Raw genomic sequence first — 22,927 nt, 5'->3', positions numbered from 1 at the left:
ATCCCCGCCTAATTTTCTTATACATTCGATCCATGGCAAAGAACGTAGTGGTATTAGGCACCCAATGGGGTGACGAAGGCAAAGGCAAAGTAGTTGATCTTCTAACCGACCGGGCCAAATATGTGGTGCGCTACCAAGGCGGCCATAATGCAGGTCACACATTGGTGATTGACGGTGAAAAGACCGTACTGCACCTTATTCCTTCCGGTATTCTTCGTGACAATGTTACCTGCATCATTGGCAATGGCGTAGTGCTAAGCCCTGAAGCTCTGATGACAGAAATGAAAATGCTTGAAGATCGCAATGTTCCGGTTCGCGATCGGCTCAAGATCAGTGAGGCGTGTCCGCTTATTCTGCCTTACCATATTGCGTTGGACGTCGCCCGCGAGAAAGCCCGTGGTGCGAAAGCGATTGGTACCACCGGCCGTGGAATTGGTCCTGCCTATGAAGATAAAGTATCTCGGCGCGGGTTACGAGTAGGCGACTTATTCAATGCCGAAGATTTCAAAATCAAGCTTAAAGAAGTTCTGGATGTACACAACTTTACGCTTACTCAGTATTACCATGAAGACGCGATAAATTTTGACGAAGTCTATGAGCAAGCCATGGCGGTAGCCGATATTCTTAAGTCAATGGTGGTCGATGTTACTGATGAACTCGACAAAGCGCATCGTGCGGGTTTGCCGATTATGTTTGAAGGCGCCCAGGGCACATTACTTGATATTGACCATGGTACTTATCCTTACGTTACTTCTTCAAACACCACGGTAGGTGGAGTGGCTACAGGGGCTGGGTTTGGGCCGCTGAATCTTGATTATGTACTAGGTATCGTTAAAGCCTATACCACCCGTGTAGGGTCGGGGCCGTTTCCTACTGAACTAGACTGTGATGTGGGCCAGCATTTGGGCGAAAAAGGCCATGAATTTGGTGCCACCACCGGACGCAAACGTCGTACCGGCTGGTTTGATGCCGTAGCAATGAAGCGTGCGGTACAAATTAATTCAATAACCGGATTTTGTCTGACTAAATTAGATGTATTGGACGGGCTGGAAACACTGCGTATTTGTACTGGTTACAAAGATGCAGATGGTACGGTAAAAGATGTTCCGCCTATGGCCGCCGATGGCTATGAAAAAATCACCCCTGTGTATGAAGAAATGCCGGGTTGGTCTGACACCACCTATGGTGTGCAAGATTTCAAAGCGTTGCCGCAACAGGCTAAAGATTATATCAACAGACTCGAGCAGATCACCGGTGTGCCGGTAGATATTATCTCTACTGGTCCGGATCGCAATGAAACGATCGTTTTGCGTAATCCTTACGACGCCTGATCACACTTTATCCAGAAAGTTATCCACAGCCTGCCTTGCGCAGGCTGTGTTATTTTCAGCTTATTAATTCTTAGCTCTTCTTTGCCAGTGGAGCTTTGATATACTGGAAAAAATACCCTACCGGCCACGCTTAACTATGACTCATGTTTCAACAGAATCAATGTCTATAGACTCCCCTTCTCAAGATTCAGCTCAGCACGTGTTTGCTCAGTTAAAGCAAAGTTTTGCCAGCGATAGAACACGGCCTTTGCAGTGGCGTCAAACCCAGTTGCGGGCATTACAAACTATGCTTAAACAGCATGCTGAAGAGCTAATAACAGCCTTAAATCAAGATCTTGGGAAGCCCCAGACCGAAGCGTGGACGTCTGAGATTGGTTTTTTGCTTACCGATATCAAGCATACCTTACGGCATTTGAAAAAATGGATGCGTCCGCAAAAGGTAAGTACACCTATTATTGCGCAACCGGGTAAAAGTGCGATTTACCCTGACCCATTAGGCTGCGTACTGGTTATCGGAGCATGGAACTATCCGTTGCAGTTAACCTTAGCACCGTGTATCGCTGCGCTCGCTGCCGGTAACTGCGTTTTACTAAAACCTTCTGAGCTGGCGCCGGCCACCTCGGGCTTGATAAAAAAACTTATCCCCAGATATCTTGACAATACTGCGATCGCAGTGATCGAGGGCGAAAAAGCACAAACAACCGAGCTTTTAAAGCAACCCTGGGATCATATTTTTTATACCGGGGGCGAGGCCGTTGCAAAAATAGTTATGCGGGCCGCCAGCGAGCATTTAACCCCGGTAACCCTGGAGTTAGGTGGTAAAAGCCCATGTCTGGTAGAGCGTTCGGCAGATATTGAAGTTACGGCCAGGCGTATAGTGTGGGGAAAATGGATGAATGCGGGCCAGACCTGTGTGGCGCCTGATTATATTATTGTTGAAGAGTGCGTCAAAGATGCATTATTAAAAGCACTCAAAAAAGAAATCAGAGCACAGTATACCCGCCAGCCATTAGATAATGCTGACTATGGAAAAATTGTTAACCAACGTCATTACGATCGTCTGTGCGGTTATCTTGAACACCAAAACGTGTACTTTGGTGGTGAAACACAGGCTGATACGCAAAAAATTGCGCCTACCATTATTCTGGACCCGGCCAGCGATAGCTCGATAATGCGCGAAGAAATATTTGGTCCATTATTGCCAGTACTAACCACGACCCAAATATCAGAAAGTTTAAATTTTGTTCGGCAACGAGCCAAACCTCTGGCTTTATACCTATTTACTAACGACACCAAACTTGAACGGCATGTGGTTAATACCGTTAGCGCCGGTAGTATATGTGTAAATGACATAATGATGTTTATGACGAATGCAAATTTACCATTTGGCGGAGTGGGGGCAAGTGGTATGGGTCAGTATCATGGCAAAGCCGGGTTTGAACAGCTGAGTCATCAAAAGGCAGTCATGATTAGAAAATTCTGGCTTGATGTTGCTGTGCGCTATGCGCCATTTTCATCGTTCAAGCTCACATTATTAAAAAAACTTCTGTAGGAGAAAAATATGGTTCAGCCGTTTCATTTGGCTATTCCGGTAGATGATTTATCTGCCGCCACACAGTTTTACGGAACCCTCTTTGGTTGTGAACAAGGGCGCAGCGATAACGATTGGATAGACTGGGATTTTTTTGGGCACCAGCTGGTCACCCATAAAGTTGATGCAATGCCTGCCCGTCTTAACCCTAATCAGGTTGATGAGCACGCGGTTCCCGTTCCCCACTTTGGAGTGGTTCTGACCATGACCCAGTGGCAAGCGCTTGCACAGCGCCTGCAACAGGCAAATCAAGAATTTATTATAAAACCTTATGTTCGCTTTAAAGGTCAGCAGGGTGAACAAGCGACCATGTTCTTACTTGACCCGGCTGGCAATGCATTAGAATTTAAGGCGTTTGCCGACGCCGGGCAGTTGTTTGCCCGCTAAGCAGGCAAAACTATTGGTCAGAGGCGGCCGGGGCCTCAACCAGACTCAGGCCCCGGCCGCTTCGCTGAGAAGCAGCATCCAGCCCTTCTGGCGTGCGTTTAATCAGCTGCAAATCACCAAAGTTCTGTTGCTTAAGTGTATAACCTAAACGTTGTAATTCCTGCTGTTTAACCTCATCAATACCCGAATGGATTCTGATCGTGTTTTCTGGCCAAAGCTGATGGTGAAAACGCGGTGCGTTTACCGCCTGTTCGGCACTCATATCAAAATGCAGCGCGTTTAATACCGACTGGGTAACTGACGAAATTATAGTGGTACCGCCCGGTGAGCCGGTAACCAGTGCTACGTCTTTGTTGGGGGTTAATACTACCGTAGGGGTCATTGACGACAGCATGCGCTTGTAGGGCTGTATTTCGTTGGCTTTACCACCAACCGCGCCAAAAAAATTAGGCACCCCGGCTTTAGCACTGAAATCATCCATTTCATCGTTTAGTAAAAATCCGGCCCCAGAGACCACCATGCCGCTGCCAAAGCCTAAGTTCAACGTGGTCGTTATGGCCACCGCATTGCCCCATTTATCAACAATACTAAAATGGGTAGTTTGTTCACTTTCATGCAGCCCTGGCTTTATACTTTGACTGTCAGAAATCGCCGCAGGGTTTACCTGGCTGGCGCGACGGGCAATGTATTTATCGTCAATCAGTTGCGCCATGGGTACATCAATAAAATCAGGATCGCCCAGATATTTGGCACGATCGGCAAATACCCGTTTACCAATCTCTGACAATAAATGGATATACTCTACGCTATTGTGACTGGCTGGAGTCATGCCTTGCTGGGCCTGTTCAAACATGCCCAGCCATTGGGCCACAGCAATACCGCCTGAACTGGGCGCCGGGGCGGTCACCAGGGTATAGCCTTGCCAGCTAACCTGAACGGGTTCGCGCCAGATAGCCTGATACCGGCTAAGATCGTCCTCGGTAATCAAGCCATCATGCTGCTGCATGAAGTCGGCCAGTAGACGGGCAGTTTTGCCCTCATAAAAGCCCGCTTTTCCTTCATTCTGAATACGTTTTAAGGTGGCGGCCAATTCAGGCTGTACAAACGTAGACCCGGCTGTAGCCTTTGAAAAATAGCGACTAAAATTATTACTTAGTCCTTTTTCCTGGCCTTTTTTTACAAACCGCTCAATATTACGTGCGAGTTTTTCAGGTACCACGAAGCCTTGTTCGGCCAAATTTACCGCTGGTTGAAGCAGCCGTGACCATGGCATGCTGCCATGTTTTTGATGCGCCGCCCACATGCCAGCTACCGAACCAGGCACTCCTGAAGCTCTTACCCCATAAAGTGAATCATGGGGTTTAACCTTCCCGTTAGCATCCAGATACATATCACGGCTGGCTTTACCGGGGGCCATTTCACGAAAATCCAGAAAACCGGGTTTACCATCGTGCACCAGGGTCATAAAACCACCGCCGCCGATGTTGCCGGCCTCAGGCAGCGTAACGGCCAGCACAAACTGTGTTGCAATAGCAGCATCTACAGCGTTGCCCCCCTCTTGCAATACCGCCATAGCCGCATTTGCACTAAAGGTGTCTGGTGCGGCTACGGCTTGCTGTGGGGCTGTATCAGCGGCTATATCGGACTGATAAGCGCAACCGGTTACAGCAACAAACAAAAATATCCATAAAATGTGACGCATAAATTTATCCAATCATAACAATACTGGCAATAACATAGGCTACCAGCGTTAACGAACCGGCAACCAAAGCGTAAGGCAACTGTGTGCGAACATGGGTCAGTAAATCGCACCCAGCCGCAATTGAGGATACCGCGGAGGTATCAGAAATGGGAGAACAGTGATCGCCAAAGATGCCACCTCCCAAAATTGCAGCTATAACTAACGAGGGGGGCAACCCCAACGTTTCTATAAGCGGCACACCAATAGGGATCAGTATGGCAAACGTACCCCACGAGGTGCCGGTGGTAAACGACATGACTGCTCCGGCTAAAAACAGCATCGGAACAATAAGTACCACCGGTAAATACTCGCCCACAATGCCTGATACAAATACACCGGTACCAAGGATCTTTAAGCTGCTGCCTAAGGTGAGTGAAAGCAATACGATAGTAACCAGAGGCAATAATTCCCCCATGCCTTTAAACCCTGTTTTAACCGCTTGCTGATGGGTAAACTGCCGGTGCGAAATAAGCAGCAGGTAGGCCACTGCGGTAGCCAATACCGTAGCGTAAAGCACTGACTTACTGCCGCTGCCCTCGGCCAGAACCCCATTGCCGGTCCAGAACATAAACCCCACCATGCTGCTTACCATTGTAAACAACGGAATCAACATAAAACGGGCCTTGGTGGCCGGGGTGGTTTCTAAAGGTGTTTCAGACTGTGCCTGCAGGTCGTCTTCTCTGGCCATTGGGCCGTGTACCTTATCTTTTACGATGGTGTAAACCACAATAGCCAGGGTAATTAATGCATAAAAATTCAGTGGTACCGAGCCCCATAAAATACTTACCGACGATTGAGGAAGCTCGTAGGTATCAAGCATACCCAGAACAAAGGCCCCCCAGCCATTAAGTAATATCAGAATGCATACCGGTGCGCTGGTACTGTCGATAATATAAGCCAGCCGGGCTCGGCTCATATTGAATTTATCAAATAATCCGCGGGCAAATATACCGGCAGTTAGTACGCTTAAATTAGACTCAATAAAAACCGCAATGCCGGTGAACATAGTAAGCCCGCCCACCTGTCGCCGACTCTTAGCCACTCCTTTGCCAATCAACCAGTTCACGGTAGCGGTAACGCCGCCAGAATCGCGAATATAAGCCAGCAATGCACCTACTAATACCGAAAACAGCAGAATTCGGGTATTCCCCGGACTCGCCGCCACGTCTATGACACGTTCTATCGAATTAATGGGCGCCAACACCAGGTGTTGCCCGGCTGCCTGGAAGGCAATTAATGCTTCTGAGCATAAAACCGCCATCAATAGCGCCATAATGACTTCTTTTTTCCAAAAGACGACAAAGATGGCCACGAGAGGGGGGATGACTGACACCCAATCCATATTTTTTCCTACAAATACATCGGTTGGTATAAAAAGTTACTGAAACAGTGCGCTTATTTTCGGGTATAAATGAAAGGCAGAGCCCCGGCCTGAAAAAGTAAATTTTGTGCTGGCTATAGGTGCAAAGTGAGATAGTGTACCTATAACCACGTCGCAAAGTTTATTTTCCAGAACATAATTTTTATTGCTAACAGGCTATCGTTAATGTTTTCCTAACGCCTTTAGCTACTGTGTAGCCTGTAACATTGCACAGGCATTTTTGTAATTAGGCAAATATCAATCTCTTATCACTTATGCGTATTGTATTATTCTTTTTAGTTTTACAGGCATCCATGGCGATGGCGGCCCCTAAACCAGGTTCGGATACTTTTATTCTGGGTCAGAAAATGATTCTTGATTTGCGGTATTTTTGCGCCGACAACACCCCGGCGGCTCAATGTCGAACCCCGGTTACACACCTGAGCGATCCCATCAAAGAATTGCTGGTCTCTAACGCAATTGGTGGTGTTATTTTATTTGGGCAGAATATCGCGTCGACCACCCAGCTGGTGACGCTTAATTATGAACTGCAACAACTGATGCAGCAGCATAATTTGCCGCCGTTATTTATTGCGATAGATCAGGAGGGCGGCCGTGTCGCCAGGGTGCCTGATCATATGGCTACGCGGTTTGTGGGCAATATGGCTGTGGGGGCTACGTTTGACGCTCATCAAACTCAATTTGCAGCAAAGGTCAGTGCCAAATTAGCGGACGCACTAAATTTGCTAGGTTTTAATGTTAATTTTGCCCCCTCAATTGATGTTAACAGTAACCCGCTGAATCCGGTTATTAATGTTCGAAGTTATGGAGAAGATGCGAATAAGGTTGCCATCCTGGGGCGCGCGGCTGTAGAGGCTATGCAACAGCGAAACATCATTAGTGCTATCAAGCATTTTCCCGGGCATGGCGACACGCAGACCGATAGTCATTCAGGACTACCCCGGGTAACCCATAGTCTTGAAGATATTCTGCACGCTGACTTGTTACCGTTTATCAGGCTTATCAATAGCGACGAACCCGCGCAGATGATTATGACCGCGCACATTCAGTACCCTGCACTGGATGACACTTTACTAACCACAGTAGCGGGTAAACAAACGGTCGTCCCGGCCACCTTATCAAAGAAAATTCTCACCGGTTTGCTGCGTAACAAGTTGGGGTATCAGGGACTTATTGTCACCGACGCAATGGATATGGCCGGCATTGCCCAGTTTTTTTCGCCTGAACAGGCGTTGGTTCAAACCTTCGCTGCGGGTGCCGACATAGCGTTAATGCCATACTCTGTCAGAAATGCAGATGACTTCCAGCATTTTGAGCGTATTCAGCGCCACGTTGTCGATGCGCTTGATAGCGAAGCACTAAGCCGAACAGCCATGCAAGCCTCGGCGCAACATATTGTGCAGGTTAAACAGCAATACCAGGCTAATCGTTTTATAAAGCGCTCGCTAGACCAGCGGGTAAAAACAGCAAACCACAGACTACCCGACCCAGACAGCCAGCATCTTGAAAATCAGCTGGCCACCGCTGCCTTGACCCCTTTGCAAGGCAAAACATTGCTACCGCTGGCCGCCAACCAGCATATTGAAGCTATTATGCCTGACACCGCCCGCTGCCTGGCTATGGCAACCGCGATTAAGCGCACCAATATTGAGCATACCTTTACGTGCCGTCACTCGTTGCAGGTGCCAAAGAAAGAGGCGTCAGCACTTGCTGAAAAAACCGATATTTTGCTAGTGGCAGATATTAGTCCGATACATACTGCCGCAGAAACCGGGGGCATGGACACTGCGCAGGCGGTTGGCAACCGAAGTCGGCAGTCTGAGCGCCACCAATGGTTGCAAGAAACTATGCAACAGGCTCGTCGTAAGGGTGTAATTACCGTATTTGCCCCATTACGAGCCCCTTATATTGCACAGGATTTTGCCGAAGTAAGCGATATTATGCTGGCGACATTTGGATACAATGTTGCTACGCTAAACGCTGAAAATGTACAGGGCGCTGTCTTTGATGCCCTGGCCAAAGGGCTGTTTACCCGCTTTGAATTTAGCGGCGTTTCCCCGGTCAGCATTGAGCTGCCGTCACAGCGTTAAGCATTCTGGTTTCACGACTCCGGGTAAGCATAATTGCTTTCACTTTGTTTATCTAACAGATAAACAATATGGCTGTAGGTAAGCCCGGCGGCCTTGCTAAGGCCCAATTCGCAGCTACGGTTATTGCTATAGCCTGCAACGGCCGTGGCGGGGATTTGGCTCGGTAGCGTTGCTAATGCACTTTCATTTAGCTGTGGACAGGTCAGGCCTTTATCTCCTGCAAAACCACAACATTTTATGTCCTCAGGCTCAATCACCTCGCTGCACAACTGTTTGGCGAGCGCTCTTAAATGCTTGCCGCTATCTAGCTGAGTACTGCTGCAGGTGGTGTGCAACATTATGGGTCGCCGGGTTGGGTAAATCGTTAAACGCTCAATAACATGATGCATTACAAATGCAGTAAGCTCCTGAATAACCGAGTTACCACTGATGTTGCATTGCAGCGCGCACGAGCTGGCATCGGTAATAACCGGCCACATGGCCCCGGGATTATGCTGCTCTAGCCATCCGGCTAAACCATGTTCATACTGTGCGGCCGCCAAAGCATTACCCTTACTTCGCCACGGTTGCCCACAACATTGTTTACTGTAGTCTTCAGGCACAATCACCTCATAGCCGGCTTTGTTAAATACACGGACCACGGTGTCGGTTAATGAAGGCTGCGTTTCAGGCGCGCCAAAAATCCGGTTGGCGCATGAAGGCAAATAGATAACTTTATGCTTAAAATGGCGAGACTGGGGCTTTACCGGCGCCGCACCCTTAGGTAAGTGTTCAAAGTACTCGGGCAATCCAGGCGCAATATTCCGGACTAGCTTAGTCGCTGAAGGTAATAGTTTTACCGGCAAGGCTCGTGATGCCCAGTGAGCCAGAGTCAGCGAGCTACGCGCCAGTTTGTGACTGCCCGCTAAATGCCGGGCCATCATTGCCGCAGCATCAGGGTTTTGCTGCGAACGACGTTTTTTAACCCATGCACCTGTATCAATATTTACCGGACAACTGGTCGCGCACATGCTGGTGGCAGCACAGGTGGTGTCTATCAGATAGGTTTGCTGTTGTTTTATGGTTTTTTGTTGTTCTTCGGTTAACAAAGACATACGCCGCATCAGCGCAATGCGCTGGCGCGGGGTAACAGAAAGATCTTTAGACGGACACTGCGGCTCACAAAAACCACATTCAATGCAGTTATCAATCAGTGGGTCGACCGGGGGTAAGGCTTTGAGGTGTTGTAAGTGCGATTTCGAATCATCGCTAAAAATAACCCCTGGGTTAAGTATATTCTCAGGGTCCAGCAATTGTTTTATACGCTGCATAATCGCTACCGCCGGCGCTCCCCACTGATGCACTAAAAACGGCGCCATATTTCGTCCTGTTCCGTGCTCGGCTTTCAAAGTGCCATCAAACTTATCGGCTACCAGCTCGACAACATCTTGCATAAACGCATCATAACGCTGGCGTTCAGCAGGGGTATCAAAACGCTGGGTAAAAACAAAATGCAGGTTACCGTCAAGTGCGTGTCCAAAAACAATGGCTTCGGTGTAATTGTAGCGGTCAAACAGCTGGTTGAGTGCGTGTAAACCCATGGCTAAATTTGAAAGGTCGAACGCGATATCTTCAATAATAACCGTGGTCCCGCTTTCGCGAACCGCGCCTACCGCCGGAAATAATCCTTTGCGAATCTGCCACAAGCGTTCAATGGTTTCTGGGGTTTGCGTAAAAGAACAGCCAATCTGAACCTTTTTACTGTGAATATCTGCATCAATTGTCTGCATGCACTGATTGATATTTGCCTGAAGGCTGGCTTGTGATGTCCCGCTGATATCAACCAGTAAGGCCACGCAGGAAGGGCTGATTGCAATAGTACCTATGTTACTTAATTGAGTGGAAACCCGCTGCAATGCGCGGCTGTCCATCAACTCCACGGCTTCGGCTCCGTATTTTTTAAGATAAGGTATGTGCGCACACGCCGCCTGAGCACTCTCAAAAATGAACAGACCACTGGCCCGGGCCGGGGCTACTGGTATTGTATGTAAAGTAATTTCGGCAACAAAACCAAGCGTCCCTTCTGAGCCAATGATCAAATGCGTCAAAATATCCAGCGGGTCGTCATAATCAAGCAGAGCGTTGAGCCCATATCCCATGGTATTTTTAAGTCTGAACTGGTGCGCTATATGGGCACGAAGCGTCGGGTTTTCGCGAACTTCGTCGCGCAACCCGGTAAGTTCGGCTAATAGCTTTTTATGCTTGTGGCTGAATTTTTTGCAAGACTGCAAACTGCGGGTGTTTAGCTCGGTGCCATCAGTAAGAATCAGATGCATGTCAGCCAGTGTGTGATAGGTATTGTGTTTAACCCCACAACACATGCCCGAAGCATTGTTAGCGGCGATGCCGCCTATTTTACATGTATTTATAGAAGCAGGGTCGGGACCAATTTTAGCCGCATAAGGTGCCAGCATACGATTTGCCTGCGCCCCGATAAGGCCAGGCTGCATCCGAATTTGACGCCCTTCACGTAACACCTGGGCATGTCGCCAGTTTTGATTAAGCATAATCAAAACCGAATCACTGATGGCCTGACCCGATAAGCTGGTTCCGGCCGCTCTGAAGGTAACCGGTATGTGCCAGCGTTTAGCCAATTGCAATATACGCCGAACTTCTTCGGTATTGTCGGGCCACAATACCCGCTTTGGAATCAGCGTATAAAAGCTGGCATCGGTGCTATAAGCAACCCGGCGCGCTAAGTCAGTGGTTTGTCTGGCAGCGGGTAATATACCATCGAGTTGTGTTACAAAACCCTGCCAGTTGCTGGTCTGTGGTTCTGTCATACTGATGCCACCTAAGAAATTGTTGGATAATTATATGTGTAGGTACAACCAAAGCGAACAATACTGTGCGGATGGTTACCGGTACAGCAGGTAAGGACGTCGCCGTTGCCTGAACCGGGCTAATTCAGCCTGCCAGTCAGCACGTATCTGCGCTTCGCTATGACCCGCGACAATTGCTTTACGCAGGGTGTCGGTGCCTGCAAGTTTGTCCATAAAATCAGGCCGGTCGAAAAAAGGCTCTCCGGCTTTGGCAAAAGCCTGGTAAGTTTCAATCAATACGCTCAGATCAAGCCCTTTTATCGTACTTTGGCGCATATCTCGGTAATAGCCTGGTTCATTCTCCAGTTTTGGATGTGGCGCTTGCGGTCGTGAGTCGGGAGTTAGCGCAAGCGAGCCCAGCGGTACAGTATTATGACCCACCACCTGAAAGGGCAGATCAGTGCCACGCCCCACACTCACGCGGGTGGCTTCAAAAAACACCAGCGAAGGATACAGCCTTATGGCGATATCATTAGGCAAATTAGGGCTTGGCGCTATTGGCAGCGAATAGCGCATATCACGCTGATAATCTGCCACCGGCACTACATGCAACGATAATTTGTCGGCATGCTTTATCCATTGCTCGCCTTTCATCATTTGGGCAAGCTCAGCAACACTCATACCATGTAAAACCGGCAGGGGGTCGACGCCCACAAACGAAACAAATCCTTCTTTACGAACCGGGCCATCTACAAATGCGCCATTAGGATTGGGGCGGTCCAGCACTATCACCGCCTTTTGATACTGTGCAGCGGCTTCCAGTACATAGTGTAATGTGCTGATATAAGTGTAAAATCGGGCGCCTACATCCTGAATATCGAAGATCAGAACATCGATATTTTCAAGCATAGCCGCAGTTGGCTTTTTCACCGAACCATATAACGACAACAGCGGTAAGCCTGTTTTAGGATCGGTACCATCGCGTACCTTTTCGCCCGCGCCCAGATTACCCCGAAACCCGTGTTCCGGCGCCATTACCTGGGTCACATTAACCTTTTTTGACAGTAAAAAGTCGACCAAATGCGTGGTCTCCACCACCGAGGTGTGGTTAACCACCAGCCCCACACGCTGACCCTCTAGCAAGGGCAGGTATTTATCAGGCTGTTCAGCCCCTACCGTAATAGCGCTGGCGGCGTTGAGCCACCCGAACAACAACACAATCAACAAACAAATGCGTAGCATAAATTAACCTTAGGACAACGATGAGCGCAATACGCCCTGATGCTGTGCGAGCAGTTGTTCCGCCTGCGCGAAATCGCACCGGGCAAGTAACATCAAAATAGCTACTTTAGTGTTTCCGTGAGCGGTTTTTAACGATTGTTGGGCCGTAGGCTCATCACAGTCGGTAGCCTGCATAACGATTCGTACTGCTCGGGCCCGCAGCTTATTGTTACTGGCATGAACATCAACCATCAGGTTTGAGTAGGTTTTGCCAAGTTTAATCATAACCGCAGTAGATAGTATATTTAATACCATCTTTTGCGCGGTTCCCGATTTCATGCGGGTAGAGCCGGTCAGGGCCTCGGGTCCCACCTGGGGGCATATCGCAACGCGGGCCTGACAAAGTATGCGGCTATTGGGCGAGCAGGCCACGGCAATGGTGACGCAGCCTTGCTCATTTGCATAGTCTAATGCTGCTGCAACATACGGCGTACGACCACTGGCCGAAAGACCTACCAGCACATCGGTTTTGCCAAGGTTCAGCGCTTTGAGATCGGCGACGCCTTGAGCTTCGTTATCTTCAGCCCCTTCAACCGCGTGCTCAATCGCGGTTTTGCCACCGGCAATAACCCCCACTACCAGATCATCGGGCACACTGAATGTGGGACGGCACTCTACAGCATCTAGTATGCCCAGCCGGCCACTGGTCCCTGCACCAATGTAGATAAGCCGGCCGCCTTGTTGCAGCTGCGCTGTAGTTAGCTCGACCGCCTGCGCTAATTGGGGCAGCTGGTCCGCAACAGCAGGGGCAACCTTATGATCTTCCTGGTTTATTGCCGTGACAATATCCAGGCTGGAGCCGGTATCAATATCCAAAGTATCCGGGTTGCGGCCCTCAGAGAGCAGTTGATTAAGTTGCAGCATAATATCGGCATGGGAGTCGCTCATGGGGTTCCTTTTGAATCAGGTAATACAGGCCAAAAATTCAGGTTTAAAAGGGTGATTCTGAATTTGATTACCATAGCATATTTTACTTCGAATTAGCCGTTTGCATAACGGCTAAGCCCTTATGGTAACTATAAAACGTGATAATATAAAAACCTGGTAACACACAAACTGACTGGCAAAGTACATTGAGCAGACAAACCCGGGCTATCATTCACATTGATGCGCTGCAGCACAATTTAAAGGCGCTAAAAGCACTGGCGCCAACCAGTCAAAGCATGGCAATTATTAAAGCAGATGCCTATGGCCATGGCGCTCTTACTATTGCGCAGGCCTTGCAGCATCAGGCCGACGCCTTTGCGGTCGCCATTACCGAAGAAGCGGTACATCTGCGAAAGCACGGCATAGCAACACCGATTATTGTATTAGAAGGCCCACATCAACCACACGATTGTGACCTTGCCGCTCAATATCAGCTTACCTTAGTGGCGCACAGCGAGGCGCAGCTGGACTGGATTAATACCGCCAACTCACCTGTGCAGTTGTGGCTTAAAGTTGATACCGGCATGCACCGGCTAGGGCTAAGTATTGAACGGGTGCCCGAACTGGTACAACGTTATCAGCACCTTTTGAATGAACACAGTGTGTTGGTAACACATATGGCCTGCGCCGACGAGCTGGATAACAACTTTACTGAGCAGCAAACCAGCAAAGTTGAAGCGCTTGCCCGTAAGGTGAATTTACCGTTATCTATCGCTAATTCTCCGGCACTTTTATACTGGCCTGAAACTTACGCACAGTGGAACCGGTTGGGAGTCGCCTTGTACGGTGTGAATCCGGCGTATCCGCGCCCGTGTAATCTGGCGCTACAACCTGTAATGACCTTACAGGCAAGTATCATAGCTATGCGGCAAGTGCCCAAAGGCGACGGGGTGGGCTATGGACAAATCTGGCGGGCTAAACGTGATAGTAAAGTAGCAACGGTAGGTATTGGTTATGGTGATGGGTATCCGCGCCATTGCCAAAACGGTACGCCGGTGCTGGTTCATGGGCAACGCGCACCGCTTGCTGGCCGCGTTTCTATGGATATGCTTTGTATCGATGTGACAGATATTGAGCACGTTAAAGTGGGCGACTTAGTGGAATTGTGGGGGCAGAATTTGTCGGTGAATGAAATTGCAGCAAGCGCTGATACTATTGCTTATGAACTTATCACGCGGGTGTCGGCCAGGGTGCCCCGGGTTAGTGACTCCCACGTTCAGAAGTGAACCAACCCTGGGTCATCCGGTTATAAAGAACACTTTGTTGTATTGATGAGCGTGTATGCCAGCCAGCGATGTTATTTTAATGGGTTTTACGGCCAGCTTTTGTGCCAGCCTTGGAACCGCAGCGGGCAGCCTCGGAGTATTTGCTATACGTCGTTTGTCGCGACGTATGGAAGACGGTTTGTTAAGTCTGGCCGCTGGCATCATGTTAGCCGCCACCTTTTTTTCACTACTATTGCCGGCACTTGAGTACGCCAGCGCCGATTATCAGTCAGACCCGCTGGGCGGTTTGGCTGTGGCCACGGGCACCCTGTTGGGGGCTTTCACCTTATTTGCCATCCATCAATATGTACCCCACGAGCACTTTATTTCTGGCCGCGAAGGTGGCGATAACTACAAGCTTGGACGCATCTGGCTGTTTGTTACTGCAATAACCTTACATAACTTTCCTGAAGGGCTGGCTGTGGGGGTGGGTTTTGCAGGCGGCGAGCTGGACAACGGGATCACACTGGCAATTGGTATCGGCTTACAGAATTTTCCGGAAGGGCTTGCGGTTGCTGTTGCTTTATTATCGGTAGGTTACAGTGCAGGTAAATCGGCTTTAATCGGTATTTTATCTGGGTTAGTAGAGCCGGTTGGCGGATTAATAGGCGCCATCGCGGTTTCTTCAGCAGCAGTACTGATGCCGTGGGCCCTGGCCTTTGCCGCAGGAGCAATGCTATTTATTATAAGCGATGAAATCATTCCCGAGACTCACAATAACGGCAATCAGAACCTTGCTACATTCACGTTACTCACCGGTTTTGTTATTATGATGCTGCTTGATACCAGCCTGTAATGACATAAATAACCAATCAGGTCGCGGCATTTGTAAAGCAACCAGAGCGTTGTATTAACATGTCAAACCCTGACCCGATACCAGCGCTACAACAAATTTAGCTATTTTGTGGCTGTAAGGCTGAACTAAGCTCAGCGTCTGGCGCTGAACGACCAGAGCTATGCTGCACCGGTTTATCATCAGACTGATGTTTTTTACCCGGAACATAGCGTTCCGGGCGATGATTTAGCGACAACACCAGATTCAGACAAAATGCAGCCAGAATAGAGATCATTATCAATGACCAGTCAATAAAGGCCAGGGCGCTCAGTAGAATTATTGTGTCCACACTAAGCTGGAATACACCGGCTCGTAAACCAAAACGCGCCTGCAGATAAAAGCCTAATATGCCCACCCCTCCAAGACTGGAACTATGCCGGAACATAATCAACATGCCGGTACCTATTAATACGCCGGCGAAAATAGCAATAAAGATAGGATTCGCATGGGAAATATCGACAAATGCAGGTATCTGCTCAGAAAGTACAGATACTGTAGTTACTGAAATAAACGTATTTAGAGTAAATCGCTTACTAATTTGAGTCCACGCCAGTGCGTAGAATGGCAGATTGATTAAAAAGAACAGTAAACCGAAGTTCATGGGCAAAGCATGAGTGCCTAACATTGCCAGACCCGCGGCACCGCCCACCATCAAGTCCTGAGACTGAAACAAGTGAACGCCGAATGCGACAAATAAGCCAGCACATATTAGTGCGAAAACATCTTCGACAAAACTGTGTTTTGTTTTTTGCATAAGATAAGAAACCCGTAAATGAACCCTGTTCAAAAGACGAGCCGATTATACGCAGCTAATGATGAGAAAATAGTCAGCAGGGCAAGGTAAACCAGGTCTTCGAATTGCGTTTCGGTAGCCAGAGTTTACGACTTTTATCAAAAACGTAAACAGCCTGTATGAGGGGTGTGAAAACAACCAGCATAAATTTATGCAAACAAGGGTTTAGTGCTCATTATGCGAAGGTCCGAACAAATTCAGCATCAGGAAATAAGGTCTTTGCCCGGCTGGCATTTGAAAACAAATATTCGTCGCACAACCATATATCTACAAAGTCGTTGGTGTCAGTGAATAGTGTCAGGCATTCATGCGAAACCTGAATGCGGCGAATATGGTGTTTTTCTACAAAAGTGGTGAATCTGGCTGACAAACGAGCCAAACTGTTATGGCGAACACCAACCAGGCTATCTAATTCTGTAAGTACATAGTTCGGGCGGTTTAATCGCTGAGAATGCATAGCCCAAAGATTGATCAACACATAAAGACTGAAGATACCTGCGCTAACGCCTAGATAAACAGACATACATGTGTCTCCTTTTCGCCTAAAACTGCACTATTATCTGAAATTGCTCGCAATACTGACTTGTACGCCAATATCTATGTACGAACTAGGCCGTTAAATGGCTTACGATAACCACGTTCGCGCCTGATAATATGTAATAGTGGGTTATTAAAATAAATAATTTACTTTACGCTATTTTTAGAATGTTTAGCGAACAGTATATGACCGGGTAAGCCCGATTTTGGGTTTAAGGCCCGTCGCCCTCTGGTTAATAATCTTTAGTATTACAGGGTAATACGGGCATAATTTTTATGGTTGCGTGGGGCAGGCGAAGACGAAAAAACGCTTCTACCGCTGGAAAATAAAGCGCTGCGAAGCTTAGCTGCGCCATTACCGTATCATCTTCTTTAACCAAAAGCTGAATCCAGGCCCGGCTTTCGGATTTTCCCATCACTACCAAATCGATACTGGTTTTATTCCAGCGCCGACTGTTCACCACAATATCTTCACCGTCACACCGTAACCGGGCCCAGGGACTGCCGTTAGCAGTACGTTTGCGCCGTTGGTCAATGGCAAAGAAAAACATAAGTAACACACTGAAAATGCTTAATATGAGCCACAACCATACTGAAAGCACGATAAATGAAATCATCCAACCGCCCGCAAAACCCAACAGGCTATATGATGACAACAACCAGTCAGGCCAGTGTTGCAACTTTTTTACGCTATCAATAGCTTGATTAAACATGGCGGTTCCTTTGCCTTAACTTCAATGTTTGGTTTAAGTAAAACTGATCCGCGATTTGTTTATAAATTATACTGTTTTAAATTAGTGCAATTTTGAAAAAATAGAAACTAAACTTTAGATGTAGATCTACCAATGGTCTTTATCTGTCTTTTGCTTATTGCGGCGGTGTAATTCGTAAAGCTTTGCCTCTTTTAAAAAAGCATACATGGCATTGGTAGTCGCAAGAATAAGCCCGCGAAACCCAGACAATACATGTTTTCGTAAAAAGTATTCTTTGATAAACATAAGCGGAAATACAAGACTCAGTTTGATGAGTGAGCAGGTCTTGCCACGCGCGAATTTTTCCTGCGCGCCCAAAGAAGAATAGCGGTTTTGCTTTGCCATATAGGTGGCCAGATCGTCATAACCGTGATGTACAATAAGGCCAGGGACGGTGTGTGTCGTGCCATCAACAATCACATTTTCATGAACCAGCCGTTGGGTAGGGTAATGAGTTTTAGACTTTTGAAATACCCGTACAATTGAACGTTTGTGAGCCGAACGGTGCATGGGGGCACCCATAAAAAGATCTTCAAAATACACCCTCAAACCGGTGTATTGCTGTTGGTTTACTCGCTGTTGTATTTCGCTTACAACCTGCTCGGGGACAACCTCATCGCCATCCAAATTAAAGCACCATTCATTACGACATGCTTCCATGGCAAATTGCTTTTGACTGGCAAACCCCAGCCAGCTTTGTTTCAGTACCTTCGCACCGTGTTGTTTGGCAATGTCCACGGTATTATCGGTAGAGCCAGAGTCCACCACAATAATTTCATCAAACTGAGCGACCGAGCGTAATACTTCATCCAGCATTTGTTGCTCGTTGTAGGTAACGATAAAAACACTTATCGGGGTATTCATTGATGGGGGGTCTCTTGCTTAGAATCAGACTGCATTTTCATTGCTGCTAAGGCGGCATACTTGTGAAACGCATACTGCCCTAACACCAGGGCCATAAAAAACCCCGCTTTTCCATCTAAAAACCCACCCCTGAGTAAGTATTGCTGTAAAAAGTCGGTGAAAAAACGCAAAACGGCATAAGGCAGGGAGCCGGTTTTACCTTTTGCATGTTTTTCTGCTGCCAGAATGCAGGCGTATTTCAGATGCTTTTCTTGTAAGTGTTCATAGGTTCGCCAGCTGAAGTGTTTCAGCGGTTGCGTTAATGTTCGTACTACCGGGTTGTTAATTTGCAGTACTTCGTGAACTTGCGAATTTTTAAACTGGGCGCCATTTTTGTTTAAAAAGAGTTTGCCCTGTGGTGTCGAATAGCGGCCATGATTAAGTGGCTTGCCAAACAGATAGGTTTGCCAGGGAAGCCGCAAAATGTTGGCGTTAAGGTCGGGTTCGCTGAGTACGTCATCTATTTCTTGTTTTAGTGCCACCGTGATATTTTCGTCGGCATCCAGGTTCAGCACCCAATCATGTTTACATTTAGCCAGTGCACGGTTGCGCTGTGGGCCGTAGCCTGGCCAGTCGGTAATGTAAACTTCATCGGTATAGTTACGACACAATTCAGCGGTATTGTCGGTACTGCCTGAGTCAAGAATAATCAGCTGATCTACCCACCCTGCCAAGCCTTGCAGGCAAGCCTCTATTCGGTCGGCTTCATTACGTACAATTAAAAAACAGGACAATGGGCGTCTTTTCATTTTGTCTTTGCCAACAGTGTGTTATCTGATTCAAAGTTACCGATATTGTAGGGTCTGTAACTTTGTCGTTAAAATCAAGGTAGTGTGGCACAGCCCGCTACTGCTAATCAAATAAGGCGGCAAAGCGGCGCGGTGAAGACGCAGTTTATTCAGATTAGTTTATCGATAAGGAAGCAAACTTGCGCGCTGCTCCGGCGATAAGATTTGCGGCTGTACGACCGGTTCGCCATTTTGTTCAAAAAACGGATTTTTTTTGTAATTACCCGACCAGCGTGCTTTAGCAACTATGGTTGCTGCACGCCACATGGTAGCCGGAAACCCTTTTGATTTAGGTTTTGGCGAGCCTTGCGCCGAGTCAGTATGAACCACAGCCATTTTGCCCGGAAAATCTTTTGGGATTGCGGCAGGTGTTAAAATATTATCTACCAGCCCTATAAAAGCGATGGATGAGCTGGCCAGCGTGTTGCCCACCGGGCTATTGCAGCATTGGGTATACCAGCGCAGCAAGCCATCAGAGCGAAGTCTGATGGCCGCCAGATGCTCTTGCCCGGTAGTGAATACCACACGGTGTGGTGACAGCTGCACCAGGTGCGTTCCGCCCTGAACATTCAGCACTCTGTCATTAGCCTGTAGATAGTACGCAAAGGCCTGACAGTCTTTGCAGTAGCACAATACTCTGCTGCAGGAGCCCCCTGGCTTTATGTAGCCCTGCACACTTTTACATTCGCAGGCAAGAGAGTGATTCATAGATTTCCTTGTGGTTTAACTGTGCTAAGGAGTGGCCGGTTCCCACAACTCAATAGGATTTCCTTCAGGATCATTAAGCCGGGCAAAGCGCCCGTTAGGGTAACTCTGTGGATCCACTTTGACCTCAATGCCAGATTTTTGCAACTGCTCTACCATAGCGGTTAAGTTATCTACTCGAAAATTAATCATCCAGACTTTGTCTGGGTTTCCAAAATAATCACTGGTTTGCTCAAACGGAGCAAATACGGTAGTGCCAGCGCTTTGCTGCCATCCCGGGTCGTCGTAATTATCAGGCACCTGGCTAACACCCAGATGGGTTTCATACCAGCTGGCCAACGAGGAAGGAGATTGAGAGCGAAAAAACAGCCCTCCTATACCGGTCACTTTTTGCATAATTTAACGCCTTAAAAAAGCAGGTAAGAAGCGCTTAACGCTTGCGCTGGTTATCGTCAAAACTCAGTCTCATAAAGCATGGCTAAAACACCACCATACTGCAAGTATAACGGGTTGCGCAAACACCTACAGCAGGTTACTCATAGTGCAGGCGCCGCATTTACCAAAGCCGGGTAAGGCACCACGATATTTTTAGTGTAGAGCGGTTTGAGAAAACACGTTAATAATAAGCACCCCCAGCAAAATAAATGTCATGCCGATAAGCGCCGGTAGGTCAGGAATCTCTTTATACCACAGTGCCCCTAACGCGGTGATAAGCACTATGCCAGCACCTGACCAAATAGCATAGGTGGTACCTACCGGAAGCGTTTTCACCACCAGCGCCAAAAAGTAAAAGGCGATACCGTAACTGATCACACAAAGTGTGCTGGCCAGACTATGTGTAAAGCCCGCGGAGGCTTTCAACGCCAACGTGCCCAACACTTCGGCGCATATCGCAATTGCTAAAAATCCATATGCCATATCGTCTGCCTATTCCTGTAAATAACAATAAATACGTAAATCTTACTTTTTACGGTACTGTTTTTTATGCATTTAAGTTTTGCATATGTTGATAAGTGCTGGTGGCATGCTGGACGTCATATCAGGCGCTATTTAAATAATAGGGAAGTGAACCATAAAGTACTTATGTAAAATAATCAGTCAACAAGGAATTTACATGGCAATTGAACCTGTTGCACGAAAGTGCAATGCTAGCAGGCTCTTTAGGGGTAAATGACAAAGTAAAGGATGTAGCAGTGGAAAAGGCGGTAAATACAACCGAGACGAAGCTGGGCAGTGTTATAAAGCTATTAGGTCCAGGTGTGTTAATGGCTACCGCTTCAATTGGCGGCAGTCACCTGGTCGCTTCTACCCAGGCTGGGGCAAAATTTGGCTGGCAACTCGCCTTTTTAGTGCTAATGGTCAATTTACTTAAGTATCCATTTTTTCGTGCCGGGGTTAGCTACACCATTAGTACCCACAAAACGCTGCAAACCGGTTATTTAGAAATGGGCAAAGGCTATTTATTGGTTGCCCTGGCGCTTAACAGCTTATCGGCGGTGGTTAATGCTGCAGCGCTTTTGATGTTCTCGGCCAGTCTGCTGAGCTACTTTTTGCCGCTCGCGCTACCTTTGCCTATTATGGCGGCACTACTGCTGGCCGCGATTTTATTTATTCTGTTGGCGGGTCATTTCAGAGCGCTCGATAATGTGGCTAAGGTCATTATGATATTGCTGGTGATGGCTACTGTGGCTGCTACAGCTGTGGCCTTTAATAATGGCCCGGTAGCCCCCGCAGACTATGTTTCTCCGTCGCCCTGGACCTTGGCCGCAATTGGCTTTTTGGTGGTGACGATGGGGTGGATGCCTGCCCCAATTGAAATTTCGGCAATTACATCGCTGTGGTTAAAGCGCCAGTGTAAAGAAGCTGCAGTGACCCCACGTTCGGCAATGTTTGATTTTAATTTAGGCTATTTTACCACGCTGTTTTTAGCTCTGGTGTTTTTATCTCTGGGGGCACTGGTTTTACATGGAACGCCGCAGGCACTGGCCTCGGGAAGTATTGGCTTTGCCCAACAGCTGGTTGGTATGTATGCCAGCACTATCGGTGAATGGTCCCAGTCACTTATCGCTCTTATTGCTTTTTTATGTATTTTTGGGTCGGCGCTTACGGTGTATGATGGTTACTCGCGAGCGGTAGCCGAAGCTCTGGTGCTGGCAAGAGGCGATAAAGAAGCATCGCATGGTTTGTTTGCTAAAGTATTACTTATTGTGGCGGTGGTCAGTTTTATTATCGTACTGTTTTTTAAATCGGCATTACTGGCAATGCTAAGTTTTGCCATGACCCTGGCGTTTATCACCACGCCGATGTTCGCCTGGCTCAATCATCGGCTGGTGAAGCGGGCCCCGCTAGCGCCAGAGGTTAAAAGCGGACCAATACTGACCCTGTTCAGCTATCTTGGGTTAATTTACCTGTTTGGGTTTCTGGCCCTGTTTTTATGGTGGAAAATTGTCTGGTAACTTATTTGGGATAGGGCCCATATTGATTGTCGTCAGGTGTGCTGTCAAAAAGCATAAATACCAGTAACACGATTGGGCCTATTATGGGAATAAATGACACCAGCCACCACCAGCCAGAGCGATCGGTATCATGAAGTCTTCGCATTGTTACCGCCACACTGGGAACAAGTATAAGTAAATTATAAATCATTCCAATAGTATCAAATGCCCCTATAAACTTGCTCAAAATTACAAATGAAGCAATAAGGGCAATATTGACTGCTTGAAAGCCCCAGTATTCGGTACGCCGGGCCCGGCCCGAAAAAACCGCATAATTTTTAAGTACGTGTTTGTACCAATACATAGTGATGCTCCTTTATTAAA

The 22,927-nt window shown here is 47.8% G+C and carries 21 protein-coding genes; 7 read left to right on the top strand and 14 right to left on the bottom strand.

Annotation, left to right across the window (positions count from 1 at the left end):
* The first annotated feature begins 32 nt into the window (after positions 1 to 32).
* The 3 genes from JK130_RS01580 (at position 33) to JK130_RS01570 (ending at position 3,309) form a co-directional block, all read left to right on the top strand.
* On the top strand, positions 33 to 1,331 hold the full coding sequence (locus tag JK130_RS01580; RefSeq protein WP_218352442.1) for an adenylosuccinate synthase: 1,299 nt from the start codon (positions 33 to 35) through the stop codon (positions 1,329 to 1,331).
* Between the two features lie 160 nt (positions 1,332 to 1,491).
* Positions 1,492 to 2,883 (top strand): aldehyde dehydrogenase family protein, encoded by a 1,392-nt coding sequence (locus JK130_RS01575; RefSeq protein ID WP_218352493.1) that lies wholly within the window; start codon positions 1,492 to 1,494, stop codon positions 2,881 to 2,883.
* Between the two features lie 9 nt (positions 2,884 to 2,892).
* Positions 2,893 to 3,309, top strand: coding sequence for a VOC family protein (locus tag JK130_RS01570; RefSeq protein WP_218352441.1), 417 nt, complete (start codon positions 2,893 to 2,895; stop codon positions 3,307 to 3,309).
* Positions 3,310 to 3,319: 10 nt separating this feature from the next.
* Here the strand turns inward: JK130_RS01570 and ggt are convergent, their stop codons facing one another.
* Both ggt and JK130_RS01560 read right to left on the bottom strand, forming a co-directional pair.
* Positions 3,320 to 5,011 (bottom strand): gamma-glutamyltransferase, encoded by a 1,692-nt coding sequence (gene ggt, locus JK130_RS01565; RefSeq protein ID WP_218352440.1) that lies wholly within the window; start codon positions 5,009 to 5,011, stop codon positions 3,320 to 3,322.
* A 4-nt stretch (positions 5,012 to 5,015) separates the two neighbouring features.
* Complete coding sequence (locus JK130_RS01560; protein ID WP_218352439.1) at positions 5,016 to 6,392, bottom strand: Na+/H+ antiporter NhaC family protein; 1,377 nt, start codon at positions 6,390 to 6,392, stop codon at positions 5,016 to 5,018.
* Between the two features lie 338 nt (positions 6,393 to 6,730).
* Here JK130_RS01560 and JK130_RS01555 point away from each other — a divergent pair, with 338 nt between their 5' ends.
* Positions 6,731 to 8,521 carry a glycoside hydrolase family 3 N-terminal domain-containing protein gene (locus JK130_RS01555; protein WP_218352438.1) on the top strand — a complete coding sequence of 597 codons (1,791 nt, stop codon included), beginning with the start codon at positions 6,731 to 6,733 and terminating at the stop codon, positions 8,519 to 8,521.
* An 11-nt stretch (positions 8,522 to 8,532) separates the two neighbouring features.
* Here JK130_RS01555 and JK130_RS01550 read toward each other — a convergent pair whose 3' ends face one another.
* From JK130_RS01550 to murQ, 3 genes are all read right to left on the bottom strand, one after another.
* Positions 8,533 to 11,343 (bottom strand): FAD-binding and (Fe-S)-binding domain-containing protein, encoded by a 2,811-nt coding sequence (locus tag JK130_RS01550; protein ID WP_218352437.1) that lies wholly within the window; start codon positions 11,341 to 11,343, stop codon positions 8,533 to 8,535.
* Between the two features lie 75 nt (positions 11,344 to 11,418).
* Positions 11,419 to 12,564 carry an exo-beta-N-acetylmuramidase NamZ family protein gene (locus JK130_RS01545; RefSeq protein ID WP_218352436.1) on the bottom strand — a complete coding sequence of 382 codons (1,146 nt, stop codon included), beginning with the start codon at positions 12,562 to 12,564 and terminating at the stop codon, positions 11,419 to 11,421.
* A 9-nt stretch (positions 12,565 to 12,573) separates the two neighbouring features.
* Positions 12,574 to 13,491, bottom strand: a complete 918-nt coding sequence (murQ, locus tag JK130_RS01540) for an N-acetylmuramic acid 6-phosphate etherase (protein WP_218352435.1) — start codon at positions 13,489 to 13,491, stop codon at positions 12,574 to 12,576.
* 185 nt (positions 13,492 to 13,676) lie between these two features.
* Here murQ and alr point away from each other — a divergent pair, with 185 nt between their 5' ends.
* Together alr and JK130_RS01530 are read left to right on the top strand one after the other, a co-directional pair.
* Entirely contained in the window at positions 13,677 to 14,756 is a 1,080-nt protein-coding gene (gene alr / locus JK130_RS01535) for an alanine racemase (protein WP_218352434.1), read from the top strand.
* Positions 14,757 to 14,811: 55 nt separating this feature from the next.
* Positions 14,812 to 15,591, top strand: a complete 780-nt coding sequence (locus JK130_RS01530; RefSeq protein WP_218352433.1) for a ZIP family metal transporter — start codon at positions 14,812 to 14,814, stop codon at positions 15,589 to 15,591.
* A gap of 97 nt (positions 15,592 to 15,688) precedes the next feature.
* On the opposite strand, the gene JK130_RS01525 is transcribed toward JK130_RS01530, so the two are convergent.
* From JK130_RS01525 to JK130_RS01490, 8 genes are all read right to left on the bottom strand, one after another.
* Positions 15,689 to 16,384 (bottom strand): YitT family protein, encoded by a 696-nt coding sequence (locus JK130_RS01525; protein ID WP_218352432.1) that lies wholly within the window; start codon positions 16,382 to 16,384, stop codon positions 15,689 to 15,691.
* A 214-nt stretch (positions 16,385 to 16,598) separates the two neighbouring features.
* Entirely contained in the window at positions 16,599 to 16,946 is a 348-nt protein-coding gene (locus JK130_RS01520) for a hypothetical protein (protein WP_218352431.1), read from the bottom strand.
* Positions 16,947 to 17,193: 247 nt separating this feature from the next.
* Positions 17,194 to 17,673 (bottom strand): hypothetical protein, encoded by a 480-nt coding sequence (locus JK130_RS01515; RefSeq protein WP_218352430.1) that lies wholly within the window; start codon positions 17,671 to 17,673, stop codon positions 17,194 to 17,196.
* A gap of 126 nt (positions 17,674 to 17,799) precedes the next feature.
* Entirely contained in the window at positions 17,800 to 18,576 is a 777-nt protein-coding gene (locus tag JK130_RS01510) for a glycosyltransferase family 2 protein (RefSeq protein ID WP_218352429.1), read from the bottom strand.
* Positions 18,573 to 19,364 carry a glycosyltransferase family 2 protein gene (locus JK130_RS01505; RefSeq protein WP_218352428.1) on the bottom strand — a complete coding sequence of 264 codons (792 nt, stop codon included), beginning with the start codon at positions 19,362 to 19,364 and terminating at the stop codon, positions 18,573 to 18,575. The genes JK130_RS01510 and JK130_RS01505 overlap by 4 nt, the downstream gene beginning before the upstream one ends.
* A 159-nt stretch (positions 19,365 to 19,523) precedes the next feature.
* On the bottom strand, positions 19,524 to 20,111 hold the full coding sequence (locus tag JK130_RS01500) for a DUF6151 family protein (protein ID WP_218352427.1): 588 nt from the start codon (positions 20,109 to 20,111) through the stop codon (positions 19,524 to 19,526).
* A 24-nt stretch (positions 20,112 to 20,135) separates the two neighbouring features.
* Positions 20,136 to 20,504, bottom strand: a complete 369-nt coding sequence (locus JK130_RS01495; RefSeq protein ID WP_218352426.1) for a VOC family protein — start codon at positions 20,502 to 20,504, stop codon at positions 20,136 to 20,138.
* A gap of 192 nt (positions 20,505 to 20,696) precedes the next feature.
* On the bottom strand, positions 20,697 to 21,026 hold the full coding sequence (locus JK130_RS01490) for a DMT family transporter (RefSeq protein ID WP_218352425.1): 330 nt from the start codon (positions 21,024 to 21,026) through the stop codon (positions 20,697 to 20,699).
* 227 nt (positions 21,027 to 21,253) lie between these two features.
* On the opposite strand from JK130_RS01490, the gene JK130_RS01485 reads away from it, so the two are divergent.
* A complete protein-coding gene (locus tag JK130_RS01485) occupies positions 21,254 to 22,564 on the top strand; it encodes an NRAMP family divalent metal transporter (RefSeq protein WP_425514578.1) in 1,311 nt (436 codons plus the stop codon).
* Position 22,565: 1 nt separating this feature from the next.
* On the opposite strand, the gene JK130_RS01480 is transcribed toward JK130_RS01485, so the two are convergent.
* A complete protein-coding gene (locus JK130_RS01480) occupies positions 22,566 to 22,907 on the bottom strand; it encodes a DUF805 domain-containing protein (RefSeq protein ID WP_218352424.1) in 342 nt (113 codons plus the stop codon).
* Positions 22,908 to 22,927: the final 20 nt, after the last annotated feature.

This window comes from Alteromonas lipotrueiana, from assembly GCF_019249245.1.
In the GTDB taxonomy this organism is placed as follows: Bacteria; Pseudomonadota; Gammaproteobacteria; order Enterobacterales; family Alteromonadaceae; genus Alteromonas; species Alteromonas lipotrueiana.
Note: the sequence above shows the minus strand (reverse complement) of the source record. Positions and strands in the feature narration are given on the sequence as shown.

What these genes read in the sequence shown, in the direction of transcription:
- JK130_RS01580 (WP_218352442.1), top strand. Translation starts at nt 33, where the DNA reads ATGGCAAAGAACGTAGTGGTATTAGGCACCCAATGGGGTGACGAAGGC.
- JK130_RS01575 (WP_218352493.1), top strand. Translation starts at nt 1,492, where the DNA reads ATGTCTATAGACTCCCCTTCTCAAGATTCAGCTCAGCACGTGTTTGCT.
- JK130_RS01570 (WP_218352441.1), top strand. Translation starts at nt 2,893, where the DNA reads ATGGTTCAGCCGTTTCATTTGGCTATTCCGGTAGATGATTTATCTGCC.
- ggt (WP_218352440.1), bottom strand. Translation starts at nt 5,011, where the DNA reads ATGCGTCACATTTTATGGATATTTTTGTTTGTTGCTGTAACCGGTTGC.
- JK130_RS01560 (WP_218352439.1), bottom strand. Translation starts at nt 6,392, where the DNA reads ATGGATTGGGTGTCAGTCATCCCCCCTCTCGTGGCCATCTTTGTCGTC.
- JK130_RS01555 (WP_218352438.1), top strand. Translation starts at nt 6,731, where the DNA reads ATGGCGGCCCCTAAACCAGGTTCGGATACTTTTATTCTGGGTCAGAAA.
- JK130_RS01550 (WP_218352437.1), bottom strand. Translation starts at nt 11,343, where the DNA reads ATGACAGAACCACAGACCAGCAACTGGCAGGGTTTTGTAACACAACTC.
- JK130_RS01545 (WP_218352436.1), bottom strand. Translation starts at nt 12,564, where the DNA reads ATGCTACGCATTTGTTTGTTGATTGTGTTGTTGTTCGGGTGGCTCAAC.
- murQ (WP_218352435.1), bottom strand. Translation starts at nt 13,491, where the DNA reads ATGAGCGACTCCCATGCCGATATTATGCTGCAACTTAATCAACTGCTC.
- JK130_RS01530 (WP_218352433.1), top strand. Translation starts at nt 14,812, where the DNA reads ATGCCAGCCAGCGATGTTATTTTAATGGGTTTTACGGCCAGCTTTTGT.
- JK130_RS01525 (WP_218352432.1), bottom strand. Translation starts at nt 16,384, where the DNA reads ATGCAAAAAACAAAACACAGTTTTGTCGAAGATGTTTTCGCACTAATA.
- JK130_RS01520 (WP_218352431.1), bottom strand. Translation starts at nt 16,946, where the DNA reads ATGTCTGTTTATCTAGGCGTTAGCGCAGGTATCTTCAGTCTTTATGTG.
- JK130_RS01515 (WP_218352430.1), bottom strand. Translation starts at nt 17,673, where the DNA reads ATGTTTAATCAAGCTATTGATAGCGTAAAAAAGTTGCAACACTGGCCT.
- JK130_RS01510 (WP_218352429.1), bottom strand. Translation starts at nt 18,576, where the DNA reads ATGAATACCCCGATAAGTGTTTTTATCGTTACCTACAACGAGCAACAA.
- JK130_RS01505 (WP_218352428.1), bottom strand. Translation starts at nt 19,364, where the DNA reads ATGAAAAGACGCCCATTGTCCTGTTTTTTAATTGTACGTAATGAAGCC.
- JK130_RS01500 (WP_218352427.1), bottom strand. Translation starts at nt 20,111, where the DNA reads ATGAATCACTCTCTTGCCTGCGAATGTAAAAGTGTGCAGGGCTACATA.
- JK130_RS01495 (WP_218352426.1), bottom strand. Translation starts at nt 20,504, where the DNA reads ATGCAAAAAGTGACCGGTATAGGAGGGCTGTTTTTTCGCTCTCAATCT.
- JK130_RS01490 (WP_218352425.1), bottom strand. Translation starts at nt 21,026, where the DNA reads ATGGCATATGGATTTTTAGCAATTGCGATATGCGCCGAAGTGTTGGGC.
- JK130_RS01485 (WP_425514578.1), top strand. Translation starts at nt 21,254, where the DNA reads ATGCTAGCAGGCTCTTTAGGGGTAAATGACAAAGTAAAGGATGTAGCA.
- JK130_RS01480 (WP_218352424.1), bottom strand. Translation starts at nt 22,907, where the DNA reads ATGTATTGGTACAAACACGTACTTAAAAATTATGCGGTTTTTTCGGGC.